Origin of the sequence: Novipirellula artificiosorum, from assembly GCF_007860135.1 — a bacterium.
Lineage (GTDB): Bacteria > Planctomycetota > Planctomycetia > Pirellulales > Pirellulaceae > Novipirellula_A > Novipirellula_A artificiosorum.
The window spans coordinates 433,668-457,837 of the sequence record NZ_SJPV01000001.1 but is presented as its reverse complement, the minus strand read 5'-3'; the positions used below and the strand labels follow the sequence as shown (position 1 = coordinate 457,837).

The following is a 24,170-nucleotide window of genomic DNA, read 5'->3' as shown; positions in this document are numbered from 1 at the left end:
TTGGTGGACGACGAGGGAACGGGGGACAGTTCGTTGTTGGCGTTCAGACTTTGGGCTGCGAAGGGCACGCGAACGCATCAACTCCGATTTCCGCCTAACATAACGCATCTAACAAAAAAAAGCGTCGGCTGTGAACGGGGTCACGTACCAACGCTTTCGAATTTTCGGGTTTCGCCCAACCAAAGCCCAAGACCTCGGCCGCGAACGACCGGGGACCTCTTTCGGATGTCCCCCTAACAAGCCCTCAACAAGGGATCCACTAGCCCTGGCGATCCATGATCGCTTTTTGGATCAGGCTCCGAATGGGTTGTTTGGGCTGGAAACCCATTAATCGGCTGCGATTCCATTGGCCCGATCCTGTTTTAGTGAACAAAATGATCTGAGGCAACATTTTTTCGCCCCGGGTCAGTTGTTCGACCAACTCAGGATCTTGGTCTTTATCGATCACAGCGACACACACGTCGTCGAGTTCGCCAGTTTGAGCCATCGGCTTGATGGTTGAATTCTTCAAGACGTTGCAGGCGGGACACCACGGTGCACCCACCACGACCATCAACGGCTTGTTCTCTCTGAGTGACTCCTGGTAAGCAGTTGCGTATTTCTGTTGGATTGGGTGTTCACTTGTGACGCCCGACAAAACCACAGCTAACAGCAGCGTAACCATTCAATACTCCTAGATATCAACGAATGGAGGCATCTCCGCGGGATCGGCACCACACCGAAAAGTTCGTTCCGTCGTTTCCCAAAGCTGGGAAACAAGCATCCGAATGAAAATGGAGGACCGCGAAAATGTGAGAAAAGACTTCCTATCATGTCACCCGGCGGCTCCTTCAACGACTCTCGTCCTCATCCAACCAGCCAGGTTATTCCAGCGTTGGTTGCCGAGCGGCAAGTGCCGAGTGACACTACTCCAATCTTCCCAGCGACACCGCTGGAACCGATTGGGAAACAGGGTCATCCGAGTCGTAAGCTGCACTAGCTAGCAAAGGTTTTTGGCCTAGGCGGCTCGGATGAGTTGGGTCGGATTCTATGGGCCGATCGATCGACCACAAGGGTCGCCGAACCCATTTTTAAAAAATCGATCTTGTACCAGGTTCCGCTTTTTGTTCTTAGATTGGGTGTTTTGCTGCTTCGAGGACGCTAAGCTGTTATGAAGGAACGATTTGGAGCATGCCAAAAGACGTGCGGCAAATTGCTGCACCCCCGCTGAGGAGCGGTCTGGAAAGCCCAAAATAATTTGCGATTGGCAGGTTTCGTGATGCGGATTTGCTGATGGAATCGCGTTTTGATAGCTCAATCGAGGTGATTGCAGCTGTCCAGGCACCGATTCGGCGCATGGCCAAGCATCCATGGGTCATTGATGAAGCTTCGAATTGGCTTAATTGGTTTGGGTGACGGCTGGCAAAACCGTCATCGGCCAGCGTTGCGCATGCTGCAAGATCGGTTTGACGTGCGTGCGATTTACAGCACCGTGTCAAAACTGGCAGAGAATGCGGCTGCGGAATTCCAGGCGGACCCCGTCGATGGCTACCAAGCGTTGGTGTCGCGATGTGACATCGATGCCGTTTTGGTCTTGCAACGATCTTGGCTCGGGTGGCTCCCGATGCTCGCCGCATGTCAGGCCGGCAAGGCGATTTATTGGGCAGGCGATTTGGACTTTGATCCCGCCGATGCCGATCGAATTCGTGAAACCATTGATCGCAGCGGCATTGCGTTCATGACGGAGTTACCCAAGCGTTTTGCGCCGGCCACACTTCGGCTGAAGGAGTTGATTGCAACGCGGTTGGGTCTGCCACGATTAGTTTTTTGTCATCGGCGCGTTCAGCCAGAGACGGCATCTCAGAAAACATCGTGCGATCCAAACAACCCGTTGCACCAAGAGTTGGTCGAACTGATTGATTGGACTCGATACGTGGTCGGTCGTGAACCGGAATGCGTGGTTTCGACGGGGCTCAATCACACGGTACCGGCAGATTATGAGTGCATGAGTTTGCAGTTTGCGCCACGGGAAGACCTGCCTGGGGTCACAGCTCAAATCAGTTGTGGCAGTTACATCCGCCCAACCTGGCACGAGGCGGTCAGTTTCCGTCCACCTTCGGCGATGCAGATCTGTTGCCAGCGTGGAGTCGCCTTCATTGACTTGCCCTCCACTCTTGTCTGGTTCGATGATGCGGGGCGTCATCTTGAATCGCTTGAAACCGAATTGCCTGTCGGCCAGCAGTTGCTCACGCAGTTTTATCGTGCGGTCACCAGTTTGGTACGGAACATGAGCGATCTTGATGACGTCTGTCGTTCCGCCACGATCCTTGCCGCTGCGAGAGAAAGCAGTCGTAGCGGCAGTCGGATCGATTTGAACTAGAGACGCTTTCTCCTCAGTGTCGTCCGCTGACACCGTTTTCGGGTGTGTTGCTCAACGCAGCTTTCGAAAAAAACGATTGCGTGCAAAATCAATCGCCATCCACTCCGCAACGACCATCACCACGGGGGTGGCAAACAGCAAGAATTGCAACGTTGCTGGCTTTTGGGCCCAGACGGGAAACAACGGTTCAAGGGCATTCAGGAGTGCCATCACGATCGAAGCGTTGAAAAATAGCAACGAGCAGGTGATCAGCACCGAGCCGCTTGTTGCCAAACACCCCAGTGTAGCGTCGGCTGTCTCACCTCGCTGGGCATCACGACTCACATCCCGCCTCGCATCGGCAGGACTTGGCTTAGCATGATGGTCACGATCAAACCGGTGACCGACAGAACGGCCAACAGAGGCGTCCAACTTCGCAGCGATTCGCTCTCCGTCAATCCGCCCATTTTGGTAAACACCCAGAAACCACTGTCGTTCATCCAACTGCCCATCAGTGACCCGGACCCCACCGCAGTTGCAATGTAGACGAGGTTGTAATCCGGTTTAGCGTCTCCGATAATCGCGGACATCATGCCGGCGCCAATAATCATCGCAACCGTGCTGCTGCCTTGCGCGATCTTGAGGACTGCGGAGATTCCCCATCCGAGTAACAGCAGCTCGATACCAGCGCCACCTTGGTTTCGAAATGCTGTTTGAATCGCGTCGCTGATGTTGGTTTCGGTCAACATGGCACCAAACGCCCCACCCGCTGCGGTGATCAAGATAATCACGCCGCCGCTCATCAGCGCTTCTTCGATATCGGTTGCCAAGTCTCGCCATGACAACGATCGCACGATTTTTAGCGTCAACATCGCGCAAATCGCAGCGAGCATCAATGCAAAGTCAGGATTGCTCCATAGCGACAATGCCTGGGCAACGTTGCGTGAGGGCGAATTCCAATCGTGCTTGGCGACCAAATCCGGGTAAGCATCTTCGAGGAGTGCCCGGTTCATGCGGCGCCGGTCGACCGGTTTCATCCTCAATTGGTTTGCGGAAATTTTTGCCTTCGCAATATCGGAAAGCGGAATGCCCAAGAACGCGTTCTCGTCGTAGAATTCCTTGTCCAACAACACTTCGTTCATCAATCGAACGACTTCTTTCTTCTCTGCATCGGTTGTGGCAGGCGAGGTCAGTCGCTCGACTTCCTCGGGTGCAAGTCGCTGACTTTTGATCACTCGAGCCGCAGGGGTTTTGGGTTCGGCGTTTGCCAGGATCGACGCCAGTTGCTCGTATTGAGTGATGTCGGTCGTTGTCAACGCAGCACGGTCTTCGCGATCTGCCAGGGTCGTCGCGAGCGTGCCGGCGCCAATCAGTACGACGGGCAACAACACGGGCAGCAGCGAGACCCACAGTGAGGGAAGTTGATCTTCCATCAACGGTTTGTGCTTATTCTCGTTGGCCCCAAGCGGACGCATCACCACCGGCCGCTTGTTGTCGACGACGTAGGAGAAAACGATGCCGACAATCGCAGCGGGGATTGCCACCAAGGTTCCAACCAACATCATCATGCCGATTTCGACACCAAGGATCGATGAAACCAACAACGGACCGGGGGTCGGCGGCACCAGTGTATGGGTGATTGCTCCGCCGGTGGCGATCGCCATCAAGTAGCGCAAGTAATGCTTGTTGGTGCGCCGAAACAAACTGCGGGCCAAGGGGACGAGCAGGTAAAAAACCGTGTCAAAGAAGACAGGAACCGCCAGGATGAAGCTGCTAATCATCAAGCCGAACGACGCCTTCTTTTCGCCCGTCACGCGGATCGAACTGCGGACAATTCGATCGGCCGCACCGCTGTCGAGCATGCACTTGCCAATGATGGCAGCCATCGCGATCACAATACCGATGTTTTTGGCCGATCCGCCGAACGCGGTGGTCACCGCATCCATTCGCGATCCGGCAGATTGATCCCCCGTGAAGCCGATCAGCAGGCTGACAAGTAGCGCCGACAGAATCAATGCCAAGAATGCATTCAGCTTCAACCCAATGATCATCGCCAAAACCGACACAATGCCGATGGCCAGCAGCAGGATCGGTTGTAGATCGAGTCCGGTGGAGTTGTCGAGGTCGGCCAGACCACCGGCAGCAGGTTCGGCGGCGAAAGCAAAGCCAGCGGCAGCGAAGCCGCCGACAAGCAACACAAGGATGAAGAGTATTCGAGTATGACGCATCATGCGGCCACCACCAGCATCAAAAAAGTAGGGAAGGGAAGAAGGTCGGCCGTAATTCTAGCCGATAGGGCCGCCGTTGGGGGATCGCAGTAGACCGATCCTTACTGGTAGGGTGATGGGTCATGACACGTGGATGACCATCCGTGGTGCCTCGGGCGGCAATTTCCAATTGAACATCATGATGCCGGTCATGTGCCACAGCGTGCTCGAGTCGATTCACCTGTTGTCGAACGGAATCGCTACGGGATGAGTGAACCTGCCATCGCCAGCAAACGTTATACTTGGCAGACGCAGCGCCTCGTCATGGCTGCTGCATGCCTCTCTGTTTGTCCACCCCAGGCCAATCCTTCTGATGAACGAAACCGATGCACTGCCTTGTTCGAGAGAAAAGATCCCGTGCAGAATCTTCGCCAAAGCGTCCGACGCCAGCATTGCGGCGGCAGCAGAAATTGCCAACTTGATCCGCTCGCGGAGTCTCGAAGGGACGATGTGTGTGTTGGGTTTGGCGACCGGTTCCTCGCCCACACGCATTTATGAAGAATTGGTTCGCTTGCATCAACAGGAAGACTTGTCGTTCGAGAACGTGATTGTGTTCAGTTTGGACGAGTACTTTCCGATGCAACCCGATGAATTGCAAAGTAACGCTCGGTTTCTACGAGAATACCTGATTGACCAAGTCGATATTGATCCGGCGAACGTGCATTTTCCCGACGGCTCGATCGACAAGTCCGAGGTTGCGTCTTTCTGTGCCGCCTACGAAGAAAAGATCGTTAACGCGGGTGGCATTGATCTGCAGATTTTGGGACTCAGTCGGATTGGACACATCGGTTGCAACGAGCCGGGAAGCGAACGGGTCAGCCGAACTCGGATGATTACGTTGGACCGCGTGACTCGAATCGATGCAGCGAGCGATTTTTTTGGGGCCGAGAATGTTCCCCGTCACGCGATCACGATGGGCGTTGGAACCATTTTGGAAGCGAAACAGATTTTCTTGATCGGTTTTGGGGAGGGCAAAGCATCCATCATTTGCAGTACCGTGGAGCAGGAAGCGACGTCGGCGGTTCCGGCATCGTTCTTGCAAGGTCACCACGGTATCGAAGTCTTCTTGGACGAAGCAGCAGCTTCTGGGTTGACTCGGTTTGCCACTCCTTGGCTGACGGGCCCGATTCCATGGGACGCAATGACCACGCGCCGAGCCGTGATCGCGTTGGCGTTTCAAACGGGTAAGGCGATTTTGAAATTGACCGAAGCCGATTACAACGAAGCGGGATTTCAGGATCTGTTGGCCAGTCACGGAAACGCATACGACATCAACCTGCGGGTGTTTCGGCATCTTCAAAGCACGATCGTCGGATGGCCTGGCGGTAAACCGGCTCATGCGAAACAGGTGGGCGACCGACCTGGGCATCGCGATGACATTTTTCCTAAACGGATCCTTGTCTTTTCGCCACATCCAGACGATGACGTGATTTCGATGGGCGGAACTCTGATCCGATTGGTCGATCAGGGACATGAGGTACACATCGCCTATCAAACCAGTGGCAACATTGCGGTGTTTGACAACGATGCGCTTCGATTTGCTGAGTTTGCGGCTGATTTTTGTCGTGAATTCGGGATTCAAGCTGAGGGATTGGACCACCTGGAAGATCACGTCGACGAGTTTCTACGGCACAAACGATCCGGCCAAGTTGACAGTGAAGAGATTCAGCGAATCAAGGCATTGATCCGCCGTAGTGAAGCACGTGAAGGTGCCCGATGCTGCGGTGTTTGTGATGAGCAACTGCACTTTTTGAACTTGCCGTTCTACCAAACCGGTCGAGTCAAAAAGTCGCCTTTGGGCCGCGCGGACATTCAAATCACCCTCGACCTCCTTCGTCGTATCAAGCCCCACCAAATCTATGCTGCTGGTGATTTGTCCGACCCCCATGGAACCCACCGAACATGCCTCAGCGCGATCTTGCAAGCGTGTATCGAGTGCCAAAGCGATGATTGGTATGAAGCTTGTGCCGTATGGTTGTATCGGGGTGCGTGGCAAGAGTGGGCACCGGAGCAGATCGAGATGGCGGTGCCCCTGAGTCCTGTCGAAGTTGAACGCAAAAGGATTGCCATCTTCAAGCATGAATCGCAGAAGGACCGTGCTTTGTTCCCCGGATGGGACATGCGTGAGTTCTGGCAGCGTGCCGAAGCTCGCAACGCGGAAACCGCCCGTCGGTATGACGCGCTTGGGCTCGCTGAGTACGCGGCGATCGAAGGGTTTGTCCGCTGGGATGGCCAAACCGGAATTGACTTGTAGCACCATCGCCGCTGCGATCGCTGCGGCGATCAGCCCAGCAACCCACGCAGGAAGTCGGCGTTTCGTCGCGTGTCTGCGATGGCGTCGCCCGTGGGGTCCGACGTCTCCAGCACGGCCCAGCCTTGAAAGCCAATCGCGTTGACTGCAGCAGCAATCGGTTCAAACTTCTCTTTTTCGTGATCCAAGAAGTGATTGCCGTTCTTGAAATGAAATTGAGCGATGCGATCGCGCAAACGGTGAATGTCCGCCGGCACGTCATGTCCCTTGGTTGTGCCGGTGTTGTACACGTCGTAGTAAACTTGAACGGAATCATGATCAATGCGATCGAGCAAACGTTCATTCTGTTCGCCGTCGAAGTAGTTTTCGATTGCCAAGATCACACCCGCTTCTTTCGCAAGGGGCGCGGCCGCCTTGAGACGTTGGACGACCCGAGCCACATCGTCCTGCTTGACACGTCCATCGTCCTCTAGCAGATTGCCCTTGCCAAAAAAAGCGACCAGAATCACGGGTGCACCAAGTTGTTTCGCTGCGGTGATGCTTTGCTCTAACCAAGCGGGGCCACGCGGGTCGGTCGCCAGAGGATTCTGGTTGAGGAGCCCCATCATCAGCGAACGAACGACCAAACCTGTTTGCTGCATCTCTTCCTTGTACTTGGCGATCGTTTTCGGATCTGCGATTTCCAGTCGTTCAGCAGCGTTGCCGACCCGAACTTCGACTCCATCGATGCCAGCTGCAACCGCCTGTTGGAGTCCAATTCGGCAGGAGCCGATCGGTAGGTGTGATGATGCGTCTTGATTGGGTTCATCGGCAAGCAATGCGGTTCGTTGCGGCTTGCACATCCAGCTGGCACCGGCTGCGGTCGCGACGATACCGCGCTGAAGAAATTGACGACGTTGAATCATGAGGATGGCTCGAAAGGAGGGTTGATCGATTGGACAGGGACGAAGCATTCGAAGCACGAGTATAGCGATTTCGTCAGCAATCGAATTGCGGTCCCGCCGGCCACGCTCGCATCGTGACCCAGGAAACGGCCCCAGAGGCGAGTGATTTGGGCCACTCTGAGCCCCACCCTTTGCACGAGGGCTCTAAGAGGGCGAACTTAGCCGCAAATCAGATTTCCAGCCTGCGATGGTTCAAAAAAGGGAGGCAGCGGCGTAAAATGAGGGGGTCGACAAATTGACCAGCATCTTCCCACCCGAGGTGACGAATTGAACGGATACGGCGCATTTAGCGACGACTTCTATATGAACATGATCCTCACCACCGAAATGGAGCTCCCGAAAGGCCGCGAATCAATTCTTCACTTTTTTGAACAAATCCGACGTCGCTATCCCAATCTGCAAAATTTTTATGGCCGTGAAAAGAACGAGTTCGTCCTCGAGGAAGAAAAGGAGGCTGGTGCCTACCGGTGGGTTTCCACGGAATCAAAACGGGTCAATTCCGGAGCGGTCAATCCGCCGTCGGCGGACGCAGCGGATGAACTGAATCGGACCGTTTTGGAATTGGTTCCCTACGAATTGTCGGTGTCTCCGCTCGATTGTGAATCCCTCAGCGTGATGTTTGGATTCGACTTTGCTTATCGAGGCAACCACAACGAGATGCTTGCAGACGTGGTTGGCGTTGCGCCAGGATTGAAGCAGTTTTCCAATCTTCCCTACGGAAAAGTGCTTTCGCATGAACCGGCGATTCAATTCTCGCTCGATGAGGATTGCCGGACACAGTGTCGCGTCAGTTTCGAGTCGCGTACCAACGCTTACCAAGTGCGTACCGGTGACTTCGGTGAGGAACAAATCAGTGTCTATTTGACCGTTCGGCGTTACGATAGCCTTGGCCCCGATGAGAACTATGCGGCGGAATACGACCGTTTGGTTAGTTTGGGGCGCGACTTGGTTGATGAGTATTTGGTGACAAGCGTTCTCAAGCCACTGCAAGACGCAATCTCGCTGCGTTAGAACCTTTTCGGATAGGTTCTTAGTTTTTCGGCTCTCCCATGGAATGGGTGGGTAGCTGTTTCCATCTTCATGCCGTCCCCCGGTTCTTTTAAGGCCCTGTCATGCCTGAGAAAACCGCCAGCCTGGGCACGATCACCCATTCCGTGGGAGGGGCTAGTTTTTCTGATGGTGAGGCTACAGTCTGTGCACCTCAAAGACGCTGGGGGCTAACGAGGCCTTTGCCAACTCGACGACATGTTCATGGTGTGTGAACAAAATCACTTGGGTGCGATTTGACAATTCGGCAAAGGTTTCCAAAGCGGCTTTGGAACGGTCGTCGTCCAATTGCACGAGGCAATCGTCGATGATCAACGGGAGTGCTTGGCCTCGGCTGAGTTGATGGTCGATCGAAGCGAGTCGAAGCGATAGGTACAAGGCGTCGGCCGTTCCTGTGCTCATGGCGTTTGCCGGTACCTCGACTTGATCTTTGTTGGGACGCGTTCCGCACAAAATGGGATTCCCGCGAGGGTCGGTGTCGACCTTTAGACCTTGGTATTCGTCCAGTGTCAGTCGCCGGAAGATCTTGGCAGCCCGTCCGAGCACAGGACCTTGATTCTCTTGGCGATAATGTTCAATCGATTGCTGCAACATCATCGCAGCGATTTTGACTCGAGCGTACTCTTCTACTTCGTGTTCCATTTGGCCGGCCAGCAATTGAATCGATTGCGACAGCTCCGATGCCCGGGCGCTGCCATCGATTTGTTGCAACCGATGCCGTAACACTCCGACTTCCTGCTGCGTCTGCGTGAGTTGGTCCCGTGTCGCTTGTAGTTTGGCATCCAGCGATTCCAATTCAAACTCGACCAATTCTGGCTGTTCCGACTGCACGTCAGAGACAAATTTATCGATGGACGCATGATTTGCCAGAATCCTCAATTGTTCTTCAAGGCTCTTTCGCGATGCCTCCAACTGCTGTCTCTGTTTCGAACGTCGTTCGACCTCGACAAGCTTCTCCGGCGCATCGCAACGTGCCTCTTCGCAGAGTTTTTGCAACGCGACTGCGGTCTCGCTCGCTTGCTGCGTCGCATCCTGCAATTGCTTGGATACGGAGTCGAGCTGCTTTTGCAGCGTTGACTTCTGTTGGGCCGCAGATCGCTGCGTTTGCATCCGCTGAAACAGTTCCTTGACAACCGGGAACACGTCGCTTACGTCGCCAGAGCCATGGGGTAATCGGATTTCTAACTGGTCCACCAGTCGTTGAACGTCGCCGCGATACGTTTCGTTGTCCTCACGGATGGAACGAATACGAACGGACAAAATATCGCGTTCACGCTGCTGCGCCGAAATCGCATCGATTTGGGCGATCTTTTCGATCACGACTGCGGGGGTTCGATCGACCTCTTGCGACAGCGCCGAGGTGGCATCGGACCAATCGGCATGCCATTGGTCGAGCTCTTTTTGGCGAGATTCAAGCCGTGTCTGTAGAGTGGGCAATTCGCTTCGAATCATGTCTCTTTGGCGATTCCAGTCATCATGCCGCTTTTTCGTATCCTGCAACCGACTGCGTAAAGCGGCCGCTTGATCATAGAGCGATGCAAAATCCTCAGGGCTGGAGACGTTCTCCGATAAGCTGCCATCGCATGGTTTCTCTGCATCGTCCGCAGCGGCTGTGATGGCAGCTTTCAAACGCTTTGTCGACACGCCCAATCGCTCTTCGAGTTGGTGCTGTTGCTCCGATTCGTCATGAAGCGTCAAAACCGCTTCGACCAATTGTGTGTGCGTGGCGATCCATCGGACCATTCGATCGGGATCTGCGGCGGCAATGCCGCAGGCTTGCCAAAGTGTTTGCCAAGCGTTCTGAGCTTCATCCAACGCCGTTTTGGCAGACTCCCTGCTCGCTTGACAGATCTTTCGCTGCCGCTCGATTCTTCGCAGCTCTGCTTGAATGCTTGCTTGCTGGTGCAGTTGCTCGTGATGCACTCGCATCGCATCCACCAGTTCATCCGCTTTTCGAGTTTCCTGCTGAAGCGTGAACAGAAGCTGGGCGTCAAGTTGCCCCGTTTGTTGGTCGGCGATCGCCTGAACCAGTGCCTGATCTCGCCGGCCACGAGCGTCGGTCAACTGTTCGGGTGTTGGCAGGGCAACCAGTGACTGAACGGACTGCAAACGCTCCTCCGCTTGTTCCTGTTGGGCACTCAATTGGTTCCATTGTTCGGTCATCCTTGCGAGCGATTGTTCCCGCTGTTTCAGTTGGCTCGCAGCCGAATCGATTGCGGCTTCATTCGGCAACCGCAAGCTCGTTGCCATGGCGTACGTACCCTCGAAGCCCTCGAGTTTTCGACAAAGCTGCTCACACCGCTTTTGAATTTTCTTGACCGCCGCCCTTTGTTGCGAGATGTCGGAGAGGACTGCATCGGGACTGCCGACCGACTCGAGTACTTGGCTGATTGCATTTGGGTCGGGGGGAGTCGCGTGTTGGTCGAGAAAGGGTTCGAACTCGGCCAGTTTCTTGATCGCAGATCGAGATTGTTCGTCGGCATCATCGCGTTGGCGAACGATCATTGCATATTTCTGCGCCAACGCGTTGAGCTTGGTTCGCACCGAATCGACGATACGGAGGTGAGCGAGCGATTTGTCGATCTGTCCCGTTACCTCGTCCTTGTTTGTCGTGTCGATGACGATGGATAATTCCTCCAGCGCCTCGACCATTCGCCGGTCCATGTTCAATCGTTTTCGTTCTAAATCGACACGATGTTTTCGTGCTTCATCTCTTGCCCCAAGCCGTTCGAAAAGCGATTCAATTTCTGCTTCATGTAGGAGGATAGCCTGATCTTCCCCGAGCGATTGCAGTTGTTCCTTTAATTCTTTGAATCGCATGTTGAGCGAAGTTACCTGCTCCACGGAAACCTCGCGTTTGGTTTCGAACGATCGACGTCGATCAACGAACGCATCGTCGAGATGGGGAGCGTCGGCCAAGTCGTGGAGCGATTCTCTCGTCGAATGCCACTGTGGAACCAGTGGCAACGCTTTTTGGATTGCTCTCATTTTGGCAAGCCTGATCGCCTGCTGTTTGGCTGACGCCTGCAACTTCTCGGCACGGTCGCAGGCTTCATCAAGCTGTTCACGAAGCTCGTTGAACTCCGACGGGGGGATCTTGACTTGCTCTAACTCTTTTTTCTTTTCCGCCAACTCTCGGATCAGCTGATTGATCGTGCCATTCTTTCCCCCGGCGACGAAACGTGCTGTTGCCAAGGTGTTCAACTGCTCGCCGACCGCGCGCAATTGACTGACGCCTGCCCCGGCCGCAAAAAGAATCTCGCCCAAATCCCCCTGGCCGGCCAAAATGGCCTCGCCTCCTTTGACCAATTCATCGTGGGAGAGTCCGAACCGATGCTCGAACGCTTCTCGGTCAATTCCACCGAGCATTTTCGCAAGTACCGCATCGTCGATAGGTTGATCATCTTTGTCATCGCGCAGCGTCGATTTGCGTCCTCGCCGCCGGATGCACTCCAGCACACCTCCGTCGTCGCCGCTGAGTCTTGCTCCGATCCGCATTTTGGTGGTGGGATGAAGGAAATGGTCTTCCGCACGCTGAGGCATTCCGTAAAGCAACGAAGTGATTGCACGCAAGCTTGTCGATTTTCCGGACTCATTTGGGCCGTAGATCAGATGGAATTGGCAATTTCCTGTCGCTAGATCGATCGAAGTGTCCGTAAACCGTCCAAAGGCAATCAGGTCGAGTCGTTCAATTTTCATTCGCTTGTCGACTCACTTTCCTGCAACCGCCCAAGGAGTTCCGCCGCAGCGGAAGCGACCAGTTCGTCGGTTTGGCCCATCGAGTCTGAGGAAAACCCTTCGCCGTAGCCGTGCAGTTCTATCGGCAGTTTTGAAAGCAGTGATGCAAGCTCTTGCTTCACGGTCTCGACTCGATCCTCGGCCATGCGAAAATCGTTGACCACTTGCGCGACACTCGCAAGCGGCCCATCCAAATCACCGAAGGCGAATGCATGGGTCGGCGTTGACGTCTTGAGTCGCAGTTTTTCCAGCCACACCTGTCCTCCGCCGTGTGCGACTGCGATCGCACGCAGGGATGCTTCGATACGATGACGGCGCTGATGCAAAGCATTGTGGACGGCGGTTGGGCCGCTGACCGCAACTCGCGAGACGATCAAACGTCCTTCCGCGCTTGTGATTTGCCTCGTGACCCATTGTTCAAATTGGTCCATCACGTCATCCGGATGGTCGATCGTCCGGGCATCGATCTGGCAGACGTCCCATCGCACCACGTCCAGGGCATGGAAGTTCGGGGTGCAACGGTCTCGCGAATCAATCTCGACAATCACGCAGCCCTTTTCGCCCGACTCACGAATGTGGCGACCCTGGATGTTGCCGCTGAAAACGATGGGTGGGCCGCCGTCGATGCCATGTTCGCCACGAAGATGAACATGACCGAGTGCCCAGTAGTCGTATTCCTTATCGGTCAATTCTTGAGGCTTACAGGGTGAATAGTTGTCATGTCCTTCTGCCCCAGTCAAACTGGTGTGAAGTAGCCCAAGGTTGAAGACACCGGAAAAGGGTTTCGGATATTGCTTTGACAGGTCCTTGGTTTCGGCTCGCTTGCGAAAGGATCGTCCGTGAACGGCAATCGACAGCGACTCGAAGACGCGGGCGTCGACTTTATCCGCTGCCATCATGATCTCGCTGCCATCGGGATTCTTGGGCAGTGGCAACGATGACGTCATCAGATTCGCGGCATCATGGTTGCCGCGAATCACAACGATGGGAATCCCCGCTTGCGTGAGCTTGGCGGCTTGGGCCACGAAGAACAGTCCCGTGTTCTGGTCTCGCCAATCACCGTCGTAAAGGTCCCCAGCAATCACGACAAGGTCAACGGATTGGTGGATTGCCAATTGCACAAGATTTTCCAAGGCCCGGCGCGACGCCCCGCGAATTTGGTCGACAGGAGCGTCTTCGTAGGTTTGAAGCTTCCGCAACGGGCTGTCGAGATGAATGTCCGCTGCATGAAGGACCTTACGATTGCCGGTTTTCTTCTCCATCTGCATTCCTTGTCGATCCTTTTCCGTCCTGAGCATCGATCACCTGGGATCTGGATCAACCGGTATTCGGTGGCCGATCCCTCGCTACGTGGGCACGGCACGTCGGGCGGGTGATAGGGTTAACGCGATTCTAGCTGGGCAATGTCCATGGGCTGCGATACGGGTAGTGCAATCTCGCATTGGCTTCTTCATCTCCGACGAAGTATTCCGTCTTTGCATCCCATCTGAGAGCTGTAGTCTTGCCACCAACGAAATTTGTAAGGTGCAATGTTGGCTTGATAGGGCCTTTTGGCACGAGGTCCCAACCACATGTCCCAGTTCAAATGCTCGGGTGGGGAAGAAGTGGGTTCCTTGCCGATCCCCGAAGGTGCCATATTGCTGAGCCGATAAGCACGCGACACGCAGACCTTCCCCAGCAGCCCCTCTCGTACTCGCTCGGACAGTTCCGCATACAAAGGACTGCTTCGACGGTGTGTCCCTACCTGTACCACGCGTTTGTACTTGCGGGCCGCATCGACCATGGCACGGCCTTCGTGGATCGTTGCGGAGAGTGGCTTTTCCACGTAAACGTCTTTGCTCGCCGCACAGGCCGAGATGGCTTGAATCGCGTGCCAATGATCGGGAGTCGCGATCACGATGGCGTCCACGTCTTCTCGGTCAATCAGGTTACGAAAGTCGTCAGTCTGAAAGGTCGTCTGGGCAACGTTTGTGGCCGCCTTCGTGAGCGTTTGTGAATCGACGTCGCAAAGTGCAACGATTTGGCAATCCGAATGCTCTGCAAAGGCCTTCATCAATTGCGATCCACGATTGGCAACGCCGATGAACCCGAGACGGATGCGCTCGTTGGCACCGGCGGCGCGGGCCGAAGCCGCGGCGGTTGCGGCGGAAAGCACGAAGGTAGAAGCCGCTTTTACCTGAAAATCACGGCGATGGATCTTGTCAGTCATGGGTGGGTCCCTTGGGAAAAGGATTGGGGGAAGGAACGAAGTCGGGAGCGATTTGTTTTGCCTATTGAATCCAGCTCCGTCCTTCGCTTGAGACGGAATCGAACGCACCGATCTCATTGTAATGGGATTCCGAACTACTCTGTTCCCTCCCGCTCGCTTGATTCGCGGAACAGGTCGGCGATGACTTCTTCCAGCGGGGGATCTTCTACCGCGACATCCTCGATGGGATTGTCGCGAAGTGTTTCCGCCAAAACTCCGGGAACGTCAGCGCGGTTCACTCGGACGCGGACTTTGGGCCAATTTTCATCGAGCACTTCACCATACGCAGCCAGCGAGGGGCGATGCGCATTGGCGAATTGTAGCGTGATAATTTTGGATCCCGAAAACTTGTCGATGATTCCCGCCAAGGATCCGTCGTATTCGATGCGGCCGCCTGCAACAATCACGACACGTTTACACAGAGCTGCAACGTCTTTCATGTAGTGGCTGGTCAACAGAATCGTGATTTTGCGTTTCTCCTGATAGTAACGTAGAAACTTCTGGATGTTGTGCTGAGCGATCACGTCCAGCCCGATCGTTGGTTCGTCCAAGAACAGGACTTCGGGGCTGTGAAGCATGGCAGCAATCAATTCCATCTTCATCCGTTCGCCGAGTGACAGCTCGCGGACCGGTTGGCTGAGCAGTCGGGTCACATCCAACAGATCGGTCAGTTCCGCCAACGTCGCGTCGAACTGGTCATGATCGAGGCCGTAGATTTGTTGATGCAAGCGGTAGGATTCTTGTGCAGGGAGGTCCCACCAAAGCTGGTTTTTTTGGCCCATCACTAAGGCGAACCGACGGCGGTATTCGTTTTTGCGATGCCATGGCACAAAGCCCATCACCGTCGCAGTCCCGCTTGTGGGGTTGATCACCCCGCTGAGCAATTTCAGCGTCGTCGTCTTGCCGGCTCCATTGGGCCCCAAAAAAGCCACAAATTCGCCCTGCTCAACGTCTAAATCGATGCCCCGCACCGCCTCGACCTCGTTGTATTCACGGCGAAAAAGTCCGCGCATACTCTCTCGAAGCCCCTCTCGCTTTTTGTAAACGCGGTAGGACTTGGTCAATTGGCGGACTTCGATGATAGACATGCAGAATTCGAGCGGTGAAGCGAAGCAGGTGCATAACAGAATAGAGGACCGTCGGTTATTGTAGGAAGCATCGTCAATGACAATAGATGCCAAATTTCAGATTCAACCATGAACGCACCGATTCCCCCTGTCCGTATCGGACTTGGCTATGATTCCCACCGACTCGGCAACGGAGGCCCGTTGCGGATTGGCGGGATCGATGTTCCGGCCGAAGTGCACGCGATCGGACACAGTGACGCCGATGTGCTGTTGCATGCGATCACCGACGCGCTGTTGGGCACCGTTTGCGAGGCAGACATCGGGCGTCTGTTCCCCGATGATGCCGACGAAAACCGGGATCGGGAAAGTCGCGATTTTGTTCACGAGGCGATCCGTCGCGTTCGTCACCATTCGATGGATCTTGTCAACGTTGACTGCGTGATTTTGGCGGAACGTCCTCGAATGGCACCTCATATCGACGCAATGCGTCAGTCGATTGCTGAAATGCTCGATATCACGATCGATCGAGTTAGCGTCAAAGCAAAAACGGGGGAAGGGCTTGGCGCGATTGGCAACGAAGCGGCGATTGCCACACATGTGGTGGTCTTGGTCCATGCCCTTTCCTCGTCGTTGGAAAACATGAAGTAGGCCAAAGGCGTCGACACATCATCGTTTCGGCTACAATAATCCGATAGCCGCCGGCCCCCCCTGACACTTCAAACCCACTTTTCGCCCATGCCCGTGCAACGATTTCTGCCCTTTCTGCTGCTCGCTCTGCCACTTTCGATCTTGGTGGCTGGCGAATCCGATTCGAAGACCAAGAAGATCTTGATGCTTGCTGGCCGTCCCTCGCACGGTTACGGAGCTCACGAGCACTATGCTGGTCTAAAGATCTTGGAAGAAACCATCACCGAGGCAACCGATGGGTGCGAAGTGACCGTGGTTCGTGGGTGGCCGAGCGATCCCGCGTTGATCGACCAAGCGGATTCGATCGTAATTTATTGTGATGGAGGCGGACGCCATTTGGCAATCCCACACCTCGCCGAGCTTCGTGAAAAGCTCAAGCAAGGCTGCGGCTTGGTTTGTTTGCACTATGCCGTCGAGATGGTGCCGGGCGAAGCAGGCGATGCTTGGGTCGAATTGTTGGGAGGGCACTTTGAAATCCACTACAGCGTCAACCCTCACTGGGTCGCCCCGTTCGCAAAACTTCCCGACCACCCGATCACGCACGGCGTCGAACCGTTTTCCGCAAACGACGAGTGGTATTTCCATTTGCGTTTCAATCAAGATGGAAACGTTTTCCCGGTCCTCGCCGCCGTAGCGCCCGAGGACACCATGCGTCGAAAAGACGGCGCCCACAGTGGGAATCCAACGGTCCGCAAAAGCGTGGCTGCGGGCGATCCCCAAACGCTGGCTTGGGCTTACTCGCGGCCCGACGGTGGCCGCTCGTTTGGATTTACCGGTGGTCATTTTCATTGGAATTGGGGCAGCCAGAGTTATCGTCGACTGGTCAGTAACGCCATTCGTTGGACCGCAGGCGATGAGGTGGAACCCGAGGGATCATCGCTGGATGCATTCCCGTCGGAGCAATTGCTGGAAAACCAAGACTTCGAGCCGCCGAAGACATTTGATTTTGAAGCGACAAAACAGCAGTACCACCTCTCGATCGTTGACCCGCACGCTTGGGGGCCGTTCTTCCAGTCGATCGCTGCCTTGACGAGGAAGCCTTAATTGAAGCGCCGACTTCTTCTTTGGCACCTTGTGATGTGGCTGTCTCTAGGGGGGATGATTGCGGATTCAACCGTAACCGTTGCCGAGACGTCGGTGGAGAACGCATCGTTTGAGTCGATTGAGCTCACCCAGTTGCCCGAGCCTCCACCCTCGATCGCCGAGTTGATCGAGCGAGCAAACGTTCGCTTTGTCTTTGGCCCACGGGATGATGCGTCGACGCGGAGCTTTGAGCGAGCCAAGGGCAACCGAGGCCGCCGGATGGTGGGTTTGACCGAGTATTCGCTGCGGTACCAATTCCGTAGCTACAATCGTTGGCGTCTTGAAACCGATCTGGATGGCAAAGCGGCACGAATCACCATCCGCTATCGTGACATTGCGATCACGAGAGAGCATACCGTTTGGTTTCGAGAACGACCGGCCAACGATTCCTTTTGGTCCGATCGGCTTGTGCTTCATGAATTGGATCACGTACGGATCTCGTGTGATCCCGTGCTGGACAGCCGTTTCAAAGAAAAGGTTCTAGAAAATCGGGTGATCACGTATCGCATCAAGCAGGGCGAATCATTTGGAAGTGACGATGCCAACCGGTTGGTGGTGGAACAGGTTGAGTCCCTGTTCGCGGAACTCGGAGAATTGGTCGAGATTCGCTACCAAGAGCTCGACCGACTCACCGATCATGGCATCAATAGCCTGCCGCCGGGATCGTCGCTCTCGGAACTGCTGCTTCAAGAGAGCCTTCGAATTGACGATGCAGGCTAGTGCGAGACTCCGCGTCCTTCCCAAACTTCCTAATTGCCCTGCGATTTTATTCTGAGGAGGTTGTGAGCTCGATTTAAGCGATCTTTGCCTGGGATGACCCGCACAATCGTCAAATTTTACTCATTGCGAACAGACGGACTTGCCGATGATTCAGACGGTATCGTTCTCTTTCCGACAAAACGTGAGATGTACGCATGATGCGACGTAACCGCAAAATGCTTTTGGCTTCGACCTTGGTCGCGATTCCATTTGCTTTATTGATGTCGACCCTTTCGACGGGCCAAGTGTCGTCGGATCCGAGGGCGACGGGGACGACGTCCACCGTCCAGCACGCAGTGGGTCAGCAGCCGGTTAACTCTTCGCGTGGCGATGAAGCGACCATCCAACAGGTGGTCGGTAAGCAATTCGACTCGAGAAGCACTCGAAGCTCTGGCACGCTAATGCAAGCGTTCGGATTTGGCGAGCCCAAACAGACCGAGCCTCGAGCGGCATCTCAGCCGCAACCCCATCAACATGACAACAGCGGCGGATTGTTCGGCGTGTTGTTCAATCGTTCGAAAAAATCGGAATCGAGCACATCAAGCAATAGCAACGAGATCCGCTTTGGCAGTTCGGCTTCCAGTTCGTCGCAGAGTGGATCGGTCGATTGGAGCGGAATTCCCTATCATTCGGCCCACAATTCGTCAACGACCCAGCCACGTACGCCCATTCAAGACCCTGGTTCCGCGTCGCGTCAAACCCGAATCATTCGCGGCCGAGTTCCGCAGCCCTTGTCACTCGATGAAGTTGCTAGCAACGGTGCGTCGACATCAACATCGCGAATCCCAACTCCGCCGTCGATCGCTCGCAGCGATTCCCCCGTCGCGGTTCCAAGGTCAACCGGATCGAGTTCGCCATTGACGGTCCCGGTCCCGACCGTCGCTCAGCGACAGTCGCGTCCGAGTTTGTCCAGCGAAACGAGTAGCCGTCGCAGCGGGCGTCGCTCGCTCGAAGCACTCGATCTATCGGAAGTTGCTTCGACAAAGTCGCCAACCAGCACTCGACGTGTGGCTGAATCCGCGGCACCGACGGAACTGGTTCCCAAGGTGGCTCGTCGTGTGATCAGCACTCCGGTTGACGCCGAAACGGTAGCCGAAGCAACGCAGAAGAAACTCGTTTTGGAACCAAAACCGGCGCCGGAGCAGGTGGCTTCCGCCGCGAGCCCCGAGACCGCCAAGGCTTCGATTTCCGCGACGGCACCGGCCGACCGTGCCGCGCCGAAGACGGCGGCGCTAGCAACCCCGACAACGACCAGCACGCTCAGCGGTTCCGGTTCGACCTCGGTCGCAAGCAATCGCCGTGGAGCGGGTGCAGGATCCAGTGCCGATTCCGTCGCGTCCAAGCCTAGCGTTCCCGTTACACCGGTGCCGACCCCGACCCCGACCCCAACGCCATCGGCAGAGCTCGCTCATTCGAGTACTCCCAAATCTGGTTTGAGTTCATCGCCGAACTACCAGACACCGGACATGAAGAGCCAACCGATCGAGATGCCTGCACTGCCAAACGCGGCCAACACCCTTACGCCATCGCAGACGGTTTCACACCGCGCGGGGCCACCGCCAGCAGCCTTCGGCCCAGGCGAATTTGTGCCTGCGAATCGCCCTAACATCGTCGACTCGCAATCGTCGTTGCCAGTGGGTTCAGGATTGGCTGCTTCAAAAGTGAGTGCCGACGCTGCCACTCAGCCTTACACGCAGCAATACGTCGCTCAGCCAGTTGCCACTCCCGTTCCAGCGTTGAACACCCCGAGCGGGATCGGATCGAATCGTGGAAAAATGGCAACGTTTGGCCAACCCGTATCCCCTCAAACGGTACCGGCGAAGCCTGCCGCACATCCGATGACACGATCGGTTGACGGCACCGTGGCTGCGGACGTGGAACTGCATGACACGCGTGGTTTGGCCACGGATAACTTCCAACAACCCAACCTGTCCAATGACATGCGAAACGGGGCCGGTGGTCGAGAATTGATGCCAGGTCACAACGCGGTGGCTTCGGAATTACCGGGCATCCGTGTGGTCACGCATGGGCCAGGCGAAATCATGATTCGCCAGAATCGCCAATACGAGATTCGCGTTGAAAACCGTGGTTCCATCGATGCCAATGGGCTTTTGGTTCGTGCATTGATTCCCGATTGGGCAGAGGTGCAAGGACACAATGCTTCGCAAGGCGCCATTGAGAATCAAGCCCAAGACGCGGGGGAGCGGTTGGTCTGGAGGATCGATTCGTTGCCTGCCGGATCGGTTGAACGGATGTTTGTTCAACTCCGTGCCCAACGCAGTGGCACCTACGATTTGGATGTTGATTGGACCCTCGTGCCACAGCACTCGATCGCGACCGTCAAGGTGCACGAGCCACGATTGGATTTAACGATCGATGGTCCCGAAGAAGTTGTCTATGGTCAATCGCAGGCGTACACCGTCCGCGTCTTGAACCCAGGCGATGGAACGGCACCCAACGTCGTCTTTACCCTTTCGCCAAATTCGGCGACTCCACAGACGCAACGAATTGGCGACATCCCAGCGGGGAAAGAAGCCCAGTTTGAAGTGGAGCTCACTGCCCAGGATTTGGTCGATTTGAAAATTCACGGGCTCGCCTCGGGTGATCTTGAGCTGCGAGCCGAAGCCGAGAAGACGATTCGTGTTTCCGCGGCCAAGCTCGAAGCGATTCTGACTGGCCCCGAACTTCGGTATCAAAACACCGAATCCCTGTACAACTTGCAAGTCCAGAATACGGGATCGGCAACCAGCGAAAATATCGCGGCGACATTACGGCTTCCCAAGGGAGTCAAGTACCTGGGTGGTATCGACGAAGCAACGGCCGAAGCCGGTTCCTTGAACTGGACGATCAAAGCGTTGGCACCCGAAGCCAGCCGGAACTACCAATTCCGCTGTAACATGAATGCTACCGGTGACCAGAAGTTTGTGTTTGAATGCGAAGGTACCGCTGCCGGTCGAACCGGTGTTGCACTGGCAACGCGAGTCGATTCGATTGCAGACCTCGTGTTGACCATCAACGATCCGCCGGCCCCCGCACCGATTGGTACCGATGTGACTTATGAGATTGTCGTACGCAACCGAGGCAGCAAAGAAGCAAACGAGGTTCGCGCGATCGCTCAGTTCAGCCATGGCATCGAGCCGAATCGAATCGAAGGCCAAAGTGGTGAATTGTTGACCGGGCAGGTTTTGTTCGATCCGATCCCCGCGATCGCGGCAGGGCAAGAGGTTCGTTTGCGGGTCGTCGCGAAAGCGGATCGAGCGGGTCATCATCGCTTCCGCACGGAAATCCGCTCGGGTGACACCGTATTGGTTGCCGAAGAAGCGACTCACTACATGAGTCCTCAAAGCGACCGCGTGAGCCGCCACAGCAGCGATGTGGAAGCTCGCTAAGACCGCTTCAGTCCACCTCAATGAATTCGAGTGGTTGGGTCTCCTCGACATCAGCCACTCGAATTGCTAGCTCGCCGGACAACAATTTTCGGAAGGGCTTGCCAACAATATCGCCTCGCCAACCTTCGAGCAGCGCCGGCAGTGAATCTGATTTGCGACTTTCGAGCTCATAGCCGAGCAGTTCGCGGACATCATCTGCGTTGCCGACGATCGGTGGGGCGAGTTTGTGTTGGCGGCTAATGCAGGCGATGGAGGTCGACAAAAACTGGCTCAGCATGGGTGACACCGACTTGCGGTTTCCCCGCGCTCGCCGTGGAAGTTGATCTTCCGGTGTTTCCAATGCCACCTGGATCGCTTGGGCAATCGCCTCGTAATGGCCCGAATAGCCGCGGCGTTCCAGCCCTCGAATCCCTCGAATCTTCTCGATGTTGGGTGAGCCGCGTTTCGCCAGTTCAATCATCAAATCGTCACGCATGACCCGCCTTGGAATTCGATCGGTTTCGCGAGCACGGCCCTCACGCCATAGCCACAATTGACGAACGATCTCCAATTGACGAGCATTGAGGCCCGCGGAGCCGCTGACGCGTCGCCAATTTTCGCGGGTCTCGGCATCGATGACCTTCTGTTGAAGGTTCGCGGTTTCTTCTTCGACCCAAGTTTCTCGCTGTAACGTGTTCACCATCGCGGCAAGCTTGTTGTACATCGTCTCCAGATCGACGACGTCGTGGGCAGCATACGTCAATTGGTCCTTTGACAGGGGGCGATGACGCCAATTTGTTCGCGTTTCGCCCTTGGGCAATGAACGGCCCGCCAAACGTTGGACCAACGTCGCTAGCGAAGCGGGGTATTCCATACCAACAAAGCCTGCGGCAAGTTGGGTATCGAACAGCCCGGCGATCGGCTTTCCCGAAAAACGATAACAAAATCGAATTTCTTCGCGTGCCGCGTGCGCGATGACGATTCGTCCCGGTTGAGAGAGGACGTCCCAAAAAGGTTCCGTCGAATCGACTCGGTAGGGGTCGATGATCGCCAAACGGCCGGGCAACGCCACTTGAACGAGGCATAACTCGGGCCGATAACTGTCCTCCGAGACAAACTCGGTATCAAACCCGACAATCGAACTTGCGGCAATCTGCTCACAGAGCTGATCGAGGTCGCTTCGGTTGGTAATGGAGTCGTAATGCAAAACGTGACTTCGATTCTTGATAGTGAATGACCGATAGCGTCCAATGGGAATCTGCCCCCCGGGACCGACTTTACCCGTTCGGCCGCCGATCGCCTATCCGGTTTGACGAACCTTGCTTCTGTTTTCCCGTTTGAAAAGCCAATGAGTCATCTTGTGACGGATCTGCTAGTCAGTGTTCGCGATTTGAGGGAGTATGCGATCGCAGTGGCGGCCGGTGTGACGATCATTGACTTCAAGGAACCGGATCATGGGCCGCTCGCGGCTGTGGACGCGGCGATCTGGCAACAGAGCGCCAGTGCAGCCGGCCGATCCCCTAACGCGGGGGATCTTTCCGCAAAGCCCCCTCTAATGTCGGCCGCCTTAGGCGAAGCGGTTGACTATGTTGACACGATTGATTTGCTGCCAAGACAGTTTCATTTCGCCAAAATCGGACCCAGTGGGATCGTATGCCCCGAGGAACTCAAGCGAATTTGGCTTGATGCGAGGCAGCGATTGTCCCAGTCAACTGGTGGTGGGGGGGCCGAATTGGTCGCGGTGGCCTATGCCGATCATGACGCAGCAGGCTGCTTGCCTCCCGAAGCGATTTTTCAGCTCGCGGCCGATTTAGGGTTTCATCGCTGCCTAATCGATACGTTTCACAAGGATGGCGCTTCGACCCTCGATCACGTTTCGCGAGCGCGACTGGGCCAGCTCAGCAAGATCTCGCGACGCGCATCGATGCGATGGATGATCGCTGGATCGATCCGAATCGAAATGGTGGATTCACTCGAAACGCCCACGATTGAGCCCGACGGGTACGCGGTTCGCGGCGATGTTTGCGAAGCGGGACGCACCGCTGGGTTGTCACCGTCGCGATTGGCTGCATGGGTCGAAAAAGTTGCCTCACTCCGCCCAGTCGAGACCCGTCAGTAGGACCAGTCGGTCTTCGAAATTGCCGATCAGACCACCGACAAGCGTCCATCCATGACGCCCACGCAGTTCAATCTCACCGAACTTATTGATCCTCAGAATCGAGTCTCCGTTGACCCCGGAATCGTGGAGTTCCTTTAAATCGATTTCGCCATCGTTGACGACATCCAGCAATGTCTTTCCTGTGATTTCGATGAATTGCATGACAGACCTACAAATGAATTGCGAATGAAGTCACCATCATCTTAGTTACCGGC

At 55.4% G+C, this 24,170-nt stretch carries 19 protein-coding genes; 9 read left to right on the top strand and 10 right to left on the bottom strand.

Going from position 1 to position 24,170, the window contains the following annotated elements:
* Window positions 1-259: 259 nt before the first annotated feature.
* Complete coding sequence (locus Poly41_RS01570) at window positions 260-664, bottom strand: thioredoxin family protein (RefSeq protein WP_146524166.1); 405 nt, start codon at window positions 662-664, stop codon at window positions 260-262.
* 696 nt (window positions 665-1,360) lie between these two features.
* Here Poly41_RS01570 and Poly41_RS01565 point away from each other — a divergent pair.
* A complete protein-coding gene (locus Poly41_RS01565) occupies window positions 1,361-2,359 on the top strand; it encodes a Gfo/Idh/MocA family protein (RefSeq protein ID WP_146524165.1) in 999 nt (332 codons plus the stop codon).
* A gap of 51 nt (window positions 2,360-2,410) precedes the next feature.
* On the opposite strand, the gene Poly41_RS01560 is transcribed toward Poly41_RS01565, so the two are convergent.
* Together Poly41_RS01560 and Poly41_RS01555 are read right to left on the bottom strand one after the other, a co-directional pair.
* Window positions 2,411-2,683: a hypothetical protein gene (locus tag Poly41_RS01560; protein ID WP_146524164.1), complete on the bottom strand. Its 273-nt coding sequence runs from the start codon at window positions 2,681-2,683 to the stop codon at window positions 2,411-2,413.
* Window positions 2,680-4,569 (bottom strand): GntP family permease, encoded by a 1,890-nt coding sequence (locus Poly41_RS01555; RefSeq protein ID WP_231615320.1) that lies wholly within the window; start codon window positions 4,567-4,569, stop codon window positions 2,680-2,682. Before Poly41_RS01555 ends, Poly41_RS01560 begins: the two co-directional genes overlap by 4 nt.
* Before the next feature lie 112 nt (window positions 4,570-4,681).
* Here Poly41_RS01555 and Poly41_RS35375 point away from each other — a divergent pair, with 112 nt between their 5' ends.
* Window positions 4,682-4,816 carry a hypothetical protein gene (locus Poly41_RS35375; protein ID WP_261344879.1) on the top strand — a complete coding sequence of 45 codons (135 nt, stop codon included), beginning with the start codon at window positions 4,682-4,684 and terminating at the stop codon, window positions 4,814-4,816.
* 102 nt (window positions 4,817-4,918) lie between these two features.
* Window positions 4,919-6,859 carry a 6-phosphogluconolactonase gene (locus Poly41_RS01550; protein ID WP_146524163.1) on the top strand — a complete coding sequence of 647 codons (1,941 nt, stop codon included), beginning with the start codon at window positions 4,919-4,921 and terminating at the stop codon, window positions 6,857-6,859.
* A gap of 29 nt (window positions 6,860-6,888) precedes the next feature.
* Here Poly41_RS01550 and Poly41_RS01545 read toward each other — a convergent pair whose 3' ends face one another.
* A complete protein-coding gene (locus tag Poly41_RS01545; RefSeq protein WP_197230991.1) occupies window positions 6,889-7,761 on the bottom strand; it encodes a sugar phosphate isomerase/epimerase family protein in 873 nt (290 codons plus the stop codon).
* Window positions 7,762-8,067: 306 nt separating this feature from the next.
* Between Poly41_RS01545 and Poly41_RS01540 the strand changes: the two genes are divergently transcribed.
* On the top strand, window positions 8,068-8,811 hold the full coding sequence (locus tag Poly41_RS01540) for a hypothetical protein (RefSeq protein ID WP_146524161.1): 744 nt from the start codon (window positions 8,068-8,070) through the stop codon (window positions 8,809-8,811).
* 174 nt (window positions 8,812-8,985) lie between these two features.
* Here the strand turns inward: Poly41_RS01540 and Poly41_RS01535 are convergent, their stop codons facing one another.
* The 4 genes from Poly41_RS01535 to Poly41_RS01520 form a co-directional block, all read right to left on the bottom strand.
* Entirely contained in the window at window positions 8,986-12,546 is a 3,561-nt protein-coding gene (locus Poly41_RS01535; RefSeq protein WP_146524160.1) for a YhaN family protein, read from the bottom strand.
* Window positions 12,543-13,847: a metallophosphoesterase family protein gene (locus tag Poly41_RS01530; RefSeq protein WP_146524159.1), complete on the bottom strand. Its 1,305-nt coding sequence runs from the start codon at window positions 13,845-13,847 to the stop codon at window positions 12,543-12,545. The genes Poly41_RS01535 and Poly41_RS01530 overlap by 4 nt, the downstream gene beginning before the upstream one ends.
* A gap of 188 nt (window positions 13,848-14,035) precedes the next feature.
* The gene (locus Poly41_RS01525) at window positions 14,036-14,794 is read right to left on the bottom strand and encodes a Gfo/Idh/MocA family oxidoreductase (protein WP_146524158.1); all 759 of its coding nucleotides are present in this window, start codon (window positions 14,792-14,794) and stop codon (window positions 14,036-14,038) included.
* A gap of 134 nt (window positions 14,795-14,928) precedes the next feature.
* Window positions 14,929-15,921, bottom strand: a complete 993-nt coding sequence (locus Poly41_RS01520; RefSeq protein ID WP_146524157.1) for an ABC transporter ATP-binding protein — start codon at window positions 15,919-15,921, stop codon at window positions 14,929-14,931.
* A 108-nt stretch (window positions 15,922-16,029) separates the two neighbouring features.
* Here Poly41_RS01520 and ispF point away from each other — a divergent pair, with 108 nt between their 5' ends.
* The 4 genes from ispF to Poly41_RS01500 all read left to right on the top strand — a co-directional run bounded on the left by ispF (window position 16,030) and on the right by Poly41_RS01500 (window position 21,818).
* The gene (ispF, locus tag Poly41_RS01515; protein WP_146524156.1) at window positions 16,030-16,548 is read left to right on the top strand and encodes a 2-C-methyl-D-erythritol 2,4-cyclodiphosphate synthase; all 519 of its coding nucleotides are present in this window, start codon (window positions 16,030-16,032) and stop codon (window positions 16,546-16,548) included.
* 93 nt (window positions 16,549-16,641) lie between these two features.
* Complete coding sequence (locus Poly41_RS01510; protein WP_231615319.1) at window positions 16,642-17,631, top strand: ThuA domain-containing protein; 990 nt, start codon at window positions 16,642-16,644, stop codon at window positions 17,629-17,631.
* Window positions 17,632-17,664: 33 nt separating this feature from the next.
* Window positions 17,665-18,390, top strand: coding sequence for a hypothetical protein (locus Poly41_RS01505; protein ID WP_146524154.1), 726 nt, complete (start codon window positions 17,665-17,667; stop codon window positions 18,388-18,390).
* 194 nt (window positions 18,391-18,584) lie between these two features.
* A complete protein-coding gene (locus tag Poly41_RS01500) occupies window positions 18,585-21,818 on the top strand; it encodes a COG1361 family protein (protein WP_146524153.1) in 3,234 nt (1,077 codons plus the stop codon).
* Between the two features lie 7 nt (window positions 21,819-21,825).
* Here the strand turns inward: Poly41_RS01500 and Poly41_RS01495 are convergent, their stop codons facing one another.
* Window positions 21,826-23,004: a ribonuclease D gene (locus tag Poly41_RS01495; protein ID WP_146524152.1), complete on the bottom strand. Its 1,179-nt coding sequence runs from the start codon at window positions 23,002-23,004 to the stop codon at window positions 21,826-21,828.
* 141 nt (window positions 23,005-23,145) lie between these two features.
* Between Poly41_RS01495 and Poly41_RS01490 the strand changes: the two genes are divergently transcribed.
* Window positions 23,146-23,916, top strand: coding sequence for a (5-formylfuran-3-yl)methyl phosphate synthase (locus tag Poly41_RS01490; protein ID WP_146524151.1), 771 nt, complete (start codon window positions 23,146-23,148; stop codon window positions 23,914-23,916).
* Here the strand turns inward: Poly41_RS01490 and Poly41_RS01485 are convergent.
* Complete coding sequence (locus Poly41_RS01485; RefSeq protein WP_146524150.1) at window positions 23,887-24,117, bottom strand: hypothetical protein; 231 nt, start codon at window positions 24,115-24,117, stop codon at window positions 23,887-23,889. The genes Poly41_RS01490 and Poly41_RS01485 overlap by 30 nt on opposite strands.
* Between the last annotated feature and the right edge of the window lie 53 nt (window positions 24,118-24,170).

Coding starts and splice junctions, on each gene's coding strand:
- Poly41_RS01550 (WP_146524163.1), top strand. CDS start 4,919: ATGAACGAAACCGATGCACTGCCTTGTTCGAGAGAAAAGATCCCGTGC.
- Poly41_RS01545 (WP_197230991.1), bottom strand. CDS start 7,761: ATGATTCAACGTCGTCAATTTCTTCAGCGCGGTATCGTCGCGACCGCA.
- Poly41_RS01535 (WP_146524160.1), bottom strand. CDS start 12,546: ATGAAAATTGAACGACTCGACCTGATTGCCTTTGGACGGTTTACGGAC.
- Poly41_RS01520 (WP_146524157.1), bottom strand. CDS start 15,921: ATGTCTATCATCGAAGTCCGCCAATTGACCAAGTCCTACCGCGTTTAC.
- Poly41_RS01490 (WP_146524151.1), top strand. CDS start 23,146: ATGAGTCATCTTGTGACGGATCTGCTAGTCAGTGTTCGCGATTTGAGG.
- Poly41_RS01485 (WP_146524150.1), bottom strand. CDS start 24,117: ATGCAATTCATCGAAATCACAGGAAAGACATTGCTGGATGTCGTCAAC.
- Poly41_RS01505 (WP_146524154.1), top strand. CDS start 17,665: ATGTGGCTGTCTCTAGGGGGGATGATTGCGGATTCAACCGTAACCGTT.
- Poly41_RS01565 (WP_146524165.1), top strand. CDS start 1,361: ATGAAGCTTCGAATTGGCTTAATTGGTTTGGGTGACGGCTGGCAAAAC.
- Poly41_RS01525 (WP_146524158.1), bottom strand. CDS start 14,794: ATGACTGACAAGATCCATCGCCGTGATTTTCAGGTAAAAGCGGCTTCT.
- Poly41_RS01555 (WP_231615320.1), bottom strand. CDS start 4,569: ATGATGCGTCATACTCGAATACTCTTCATCCTTGTGTTGCTTGTCGGC.
- Poly41_RS01500 (WP_146524153.1), top strand. CDS start 18,585: ATGATGCGACGTAACCGCAAAATGCTTTTGGCTTCGACCTTGGTCGCG.
- Poly41_RS35375 (WP_261344879.1), top strand. CDS start 4,682: ATGGGTCATGACACGTGGATGACCATCCGTGGTGCCTCGGGCGGCAAT.
- ispF (WP_146524156.1), top strand. CDS start 16,030: ATGAACGCACCGATTCCCCCTGTCCGTATCGGACTTGGCTATGATTCC.
- Poly41_RS01530 (WP_146524159.1), bottom strand. CDS start 13,847: ATGGAGAAGAAAACCGGCAATCGTAAGGTCCTTCATGCAGCGGACATT.
- Poly41_RS01570 (WP_146524166.1), bottom strand. CDS start 664: ATGGTTACGCTGCTGTTAGCTGTGGTTTTGTCGGGCGTCACAAGTGAA.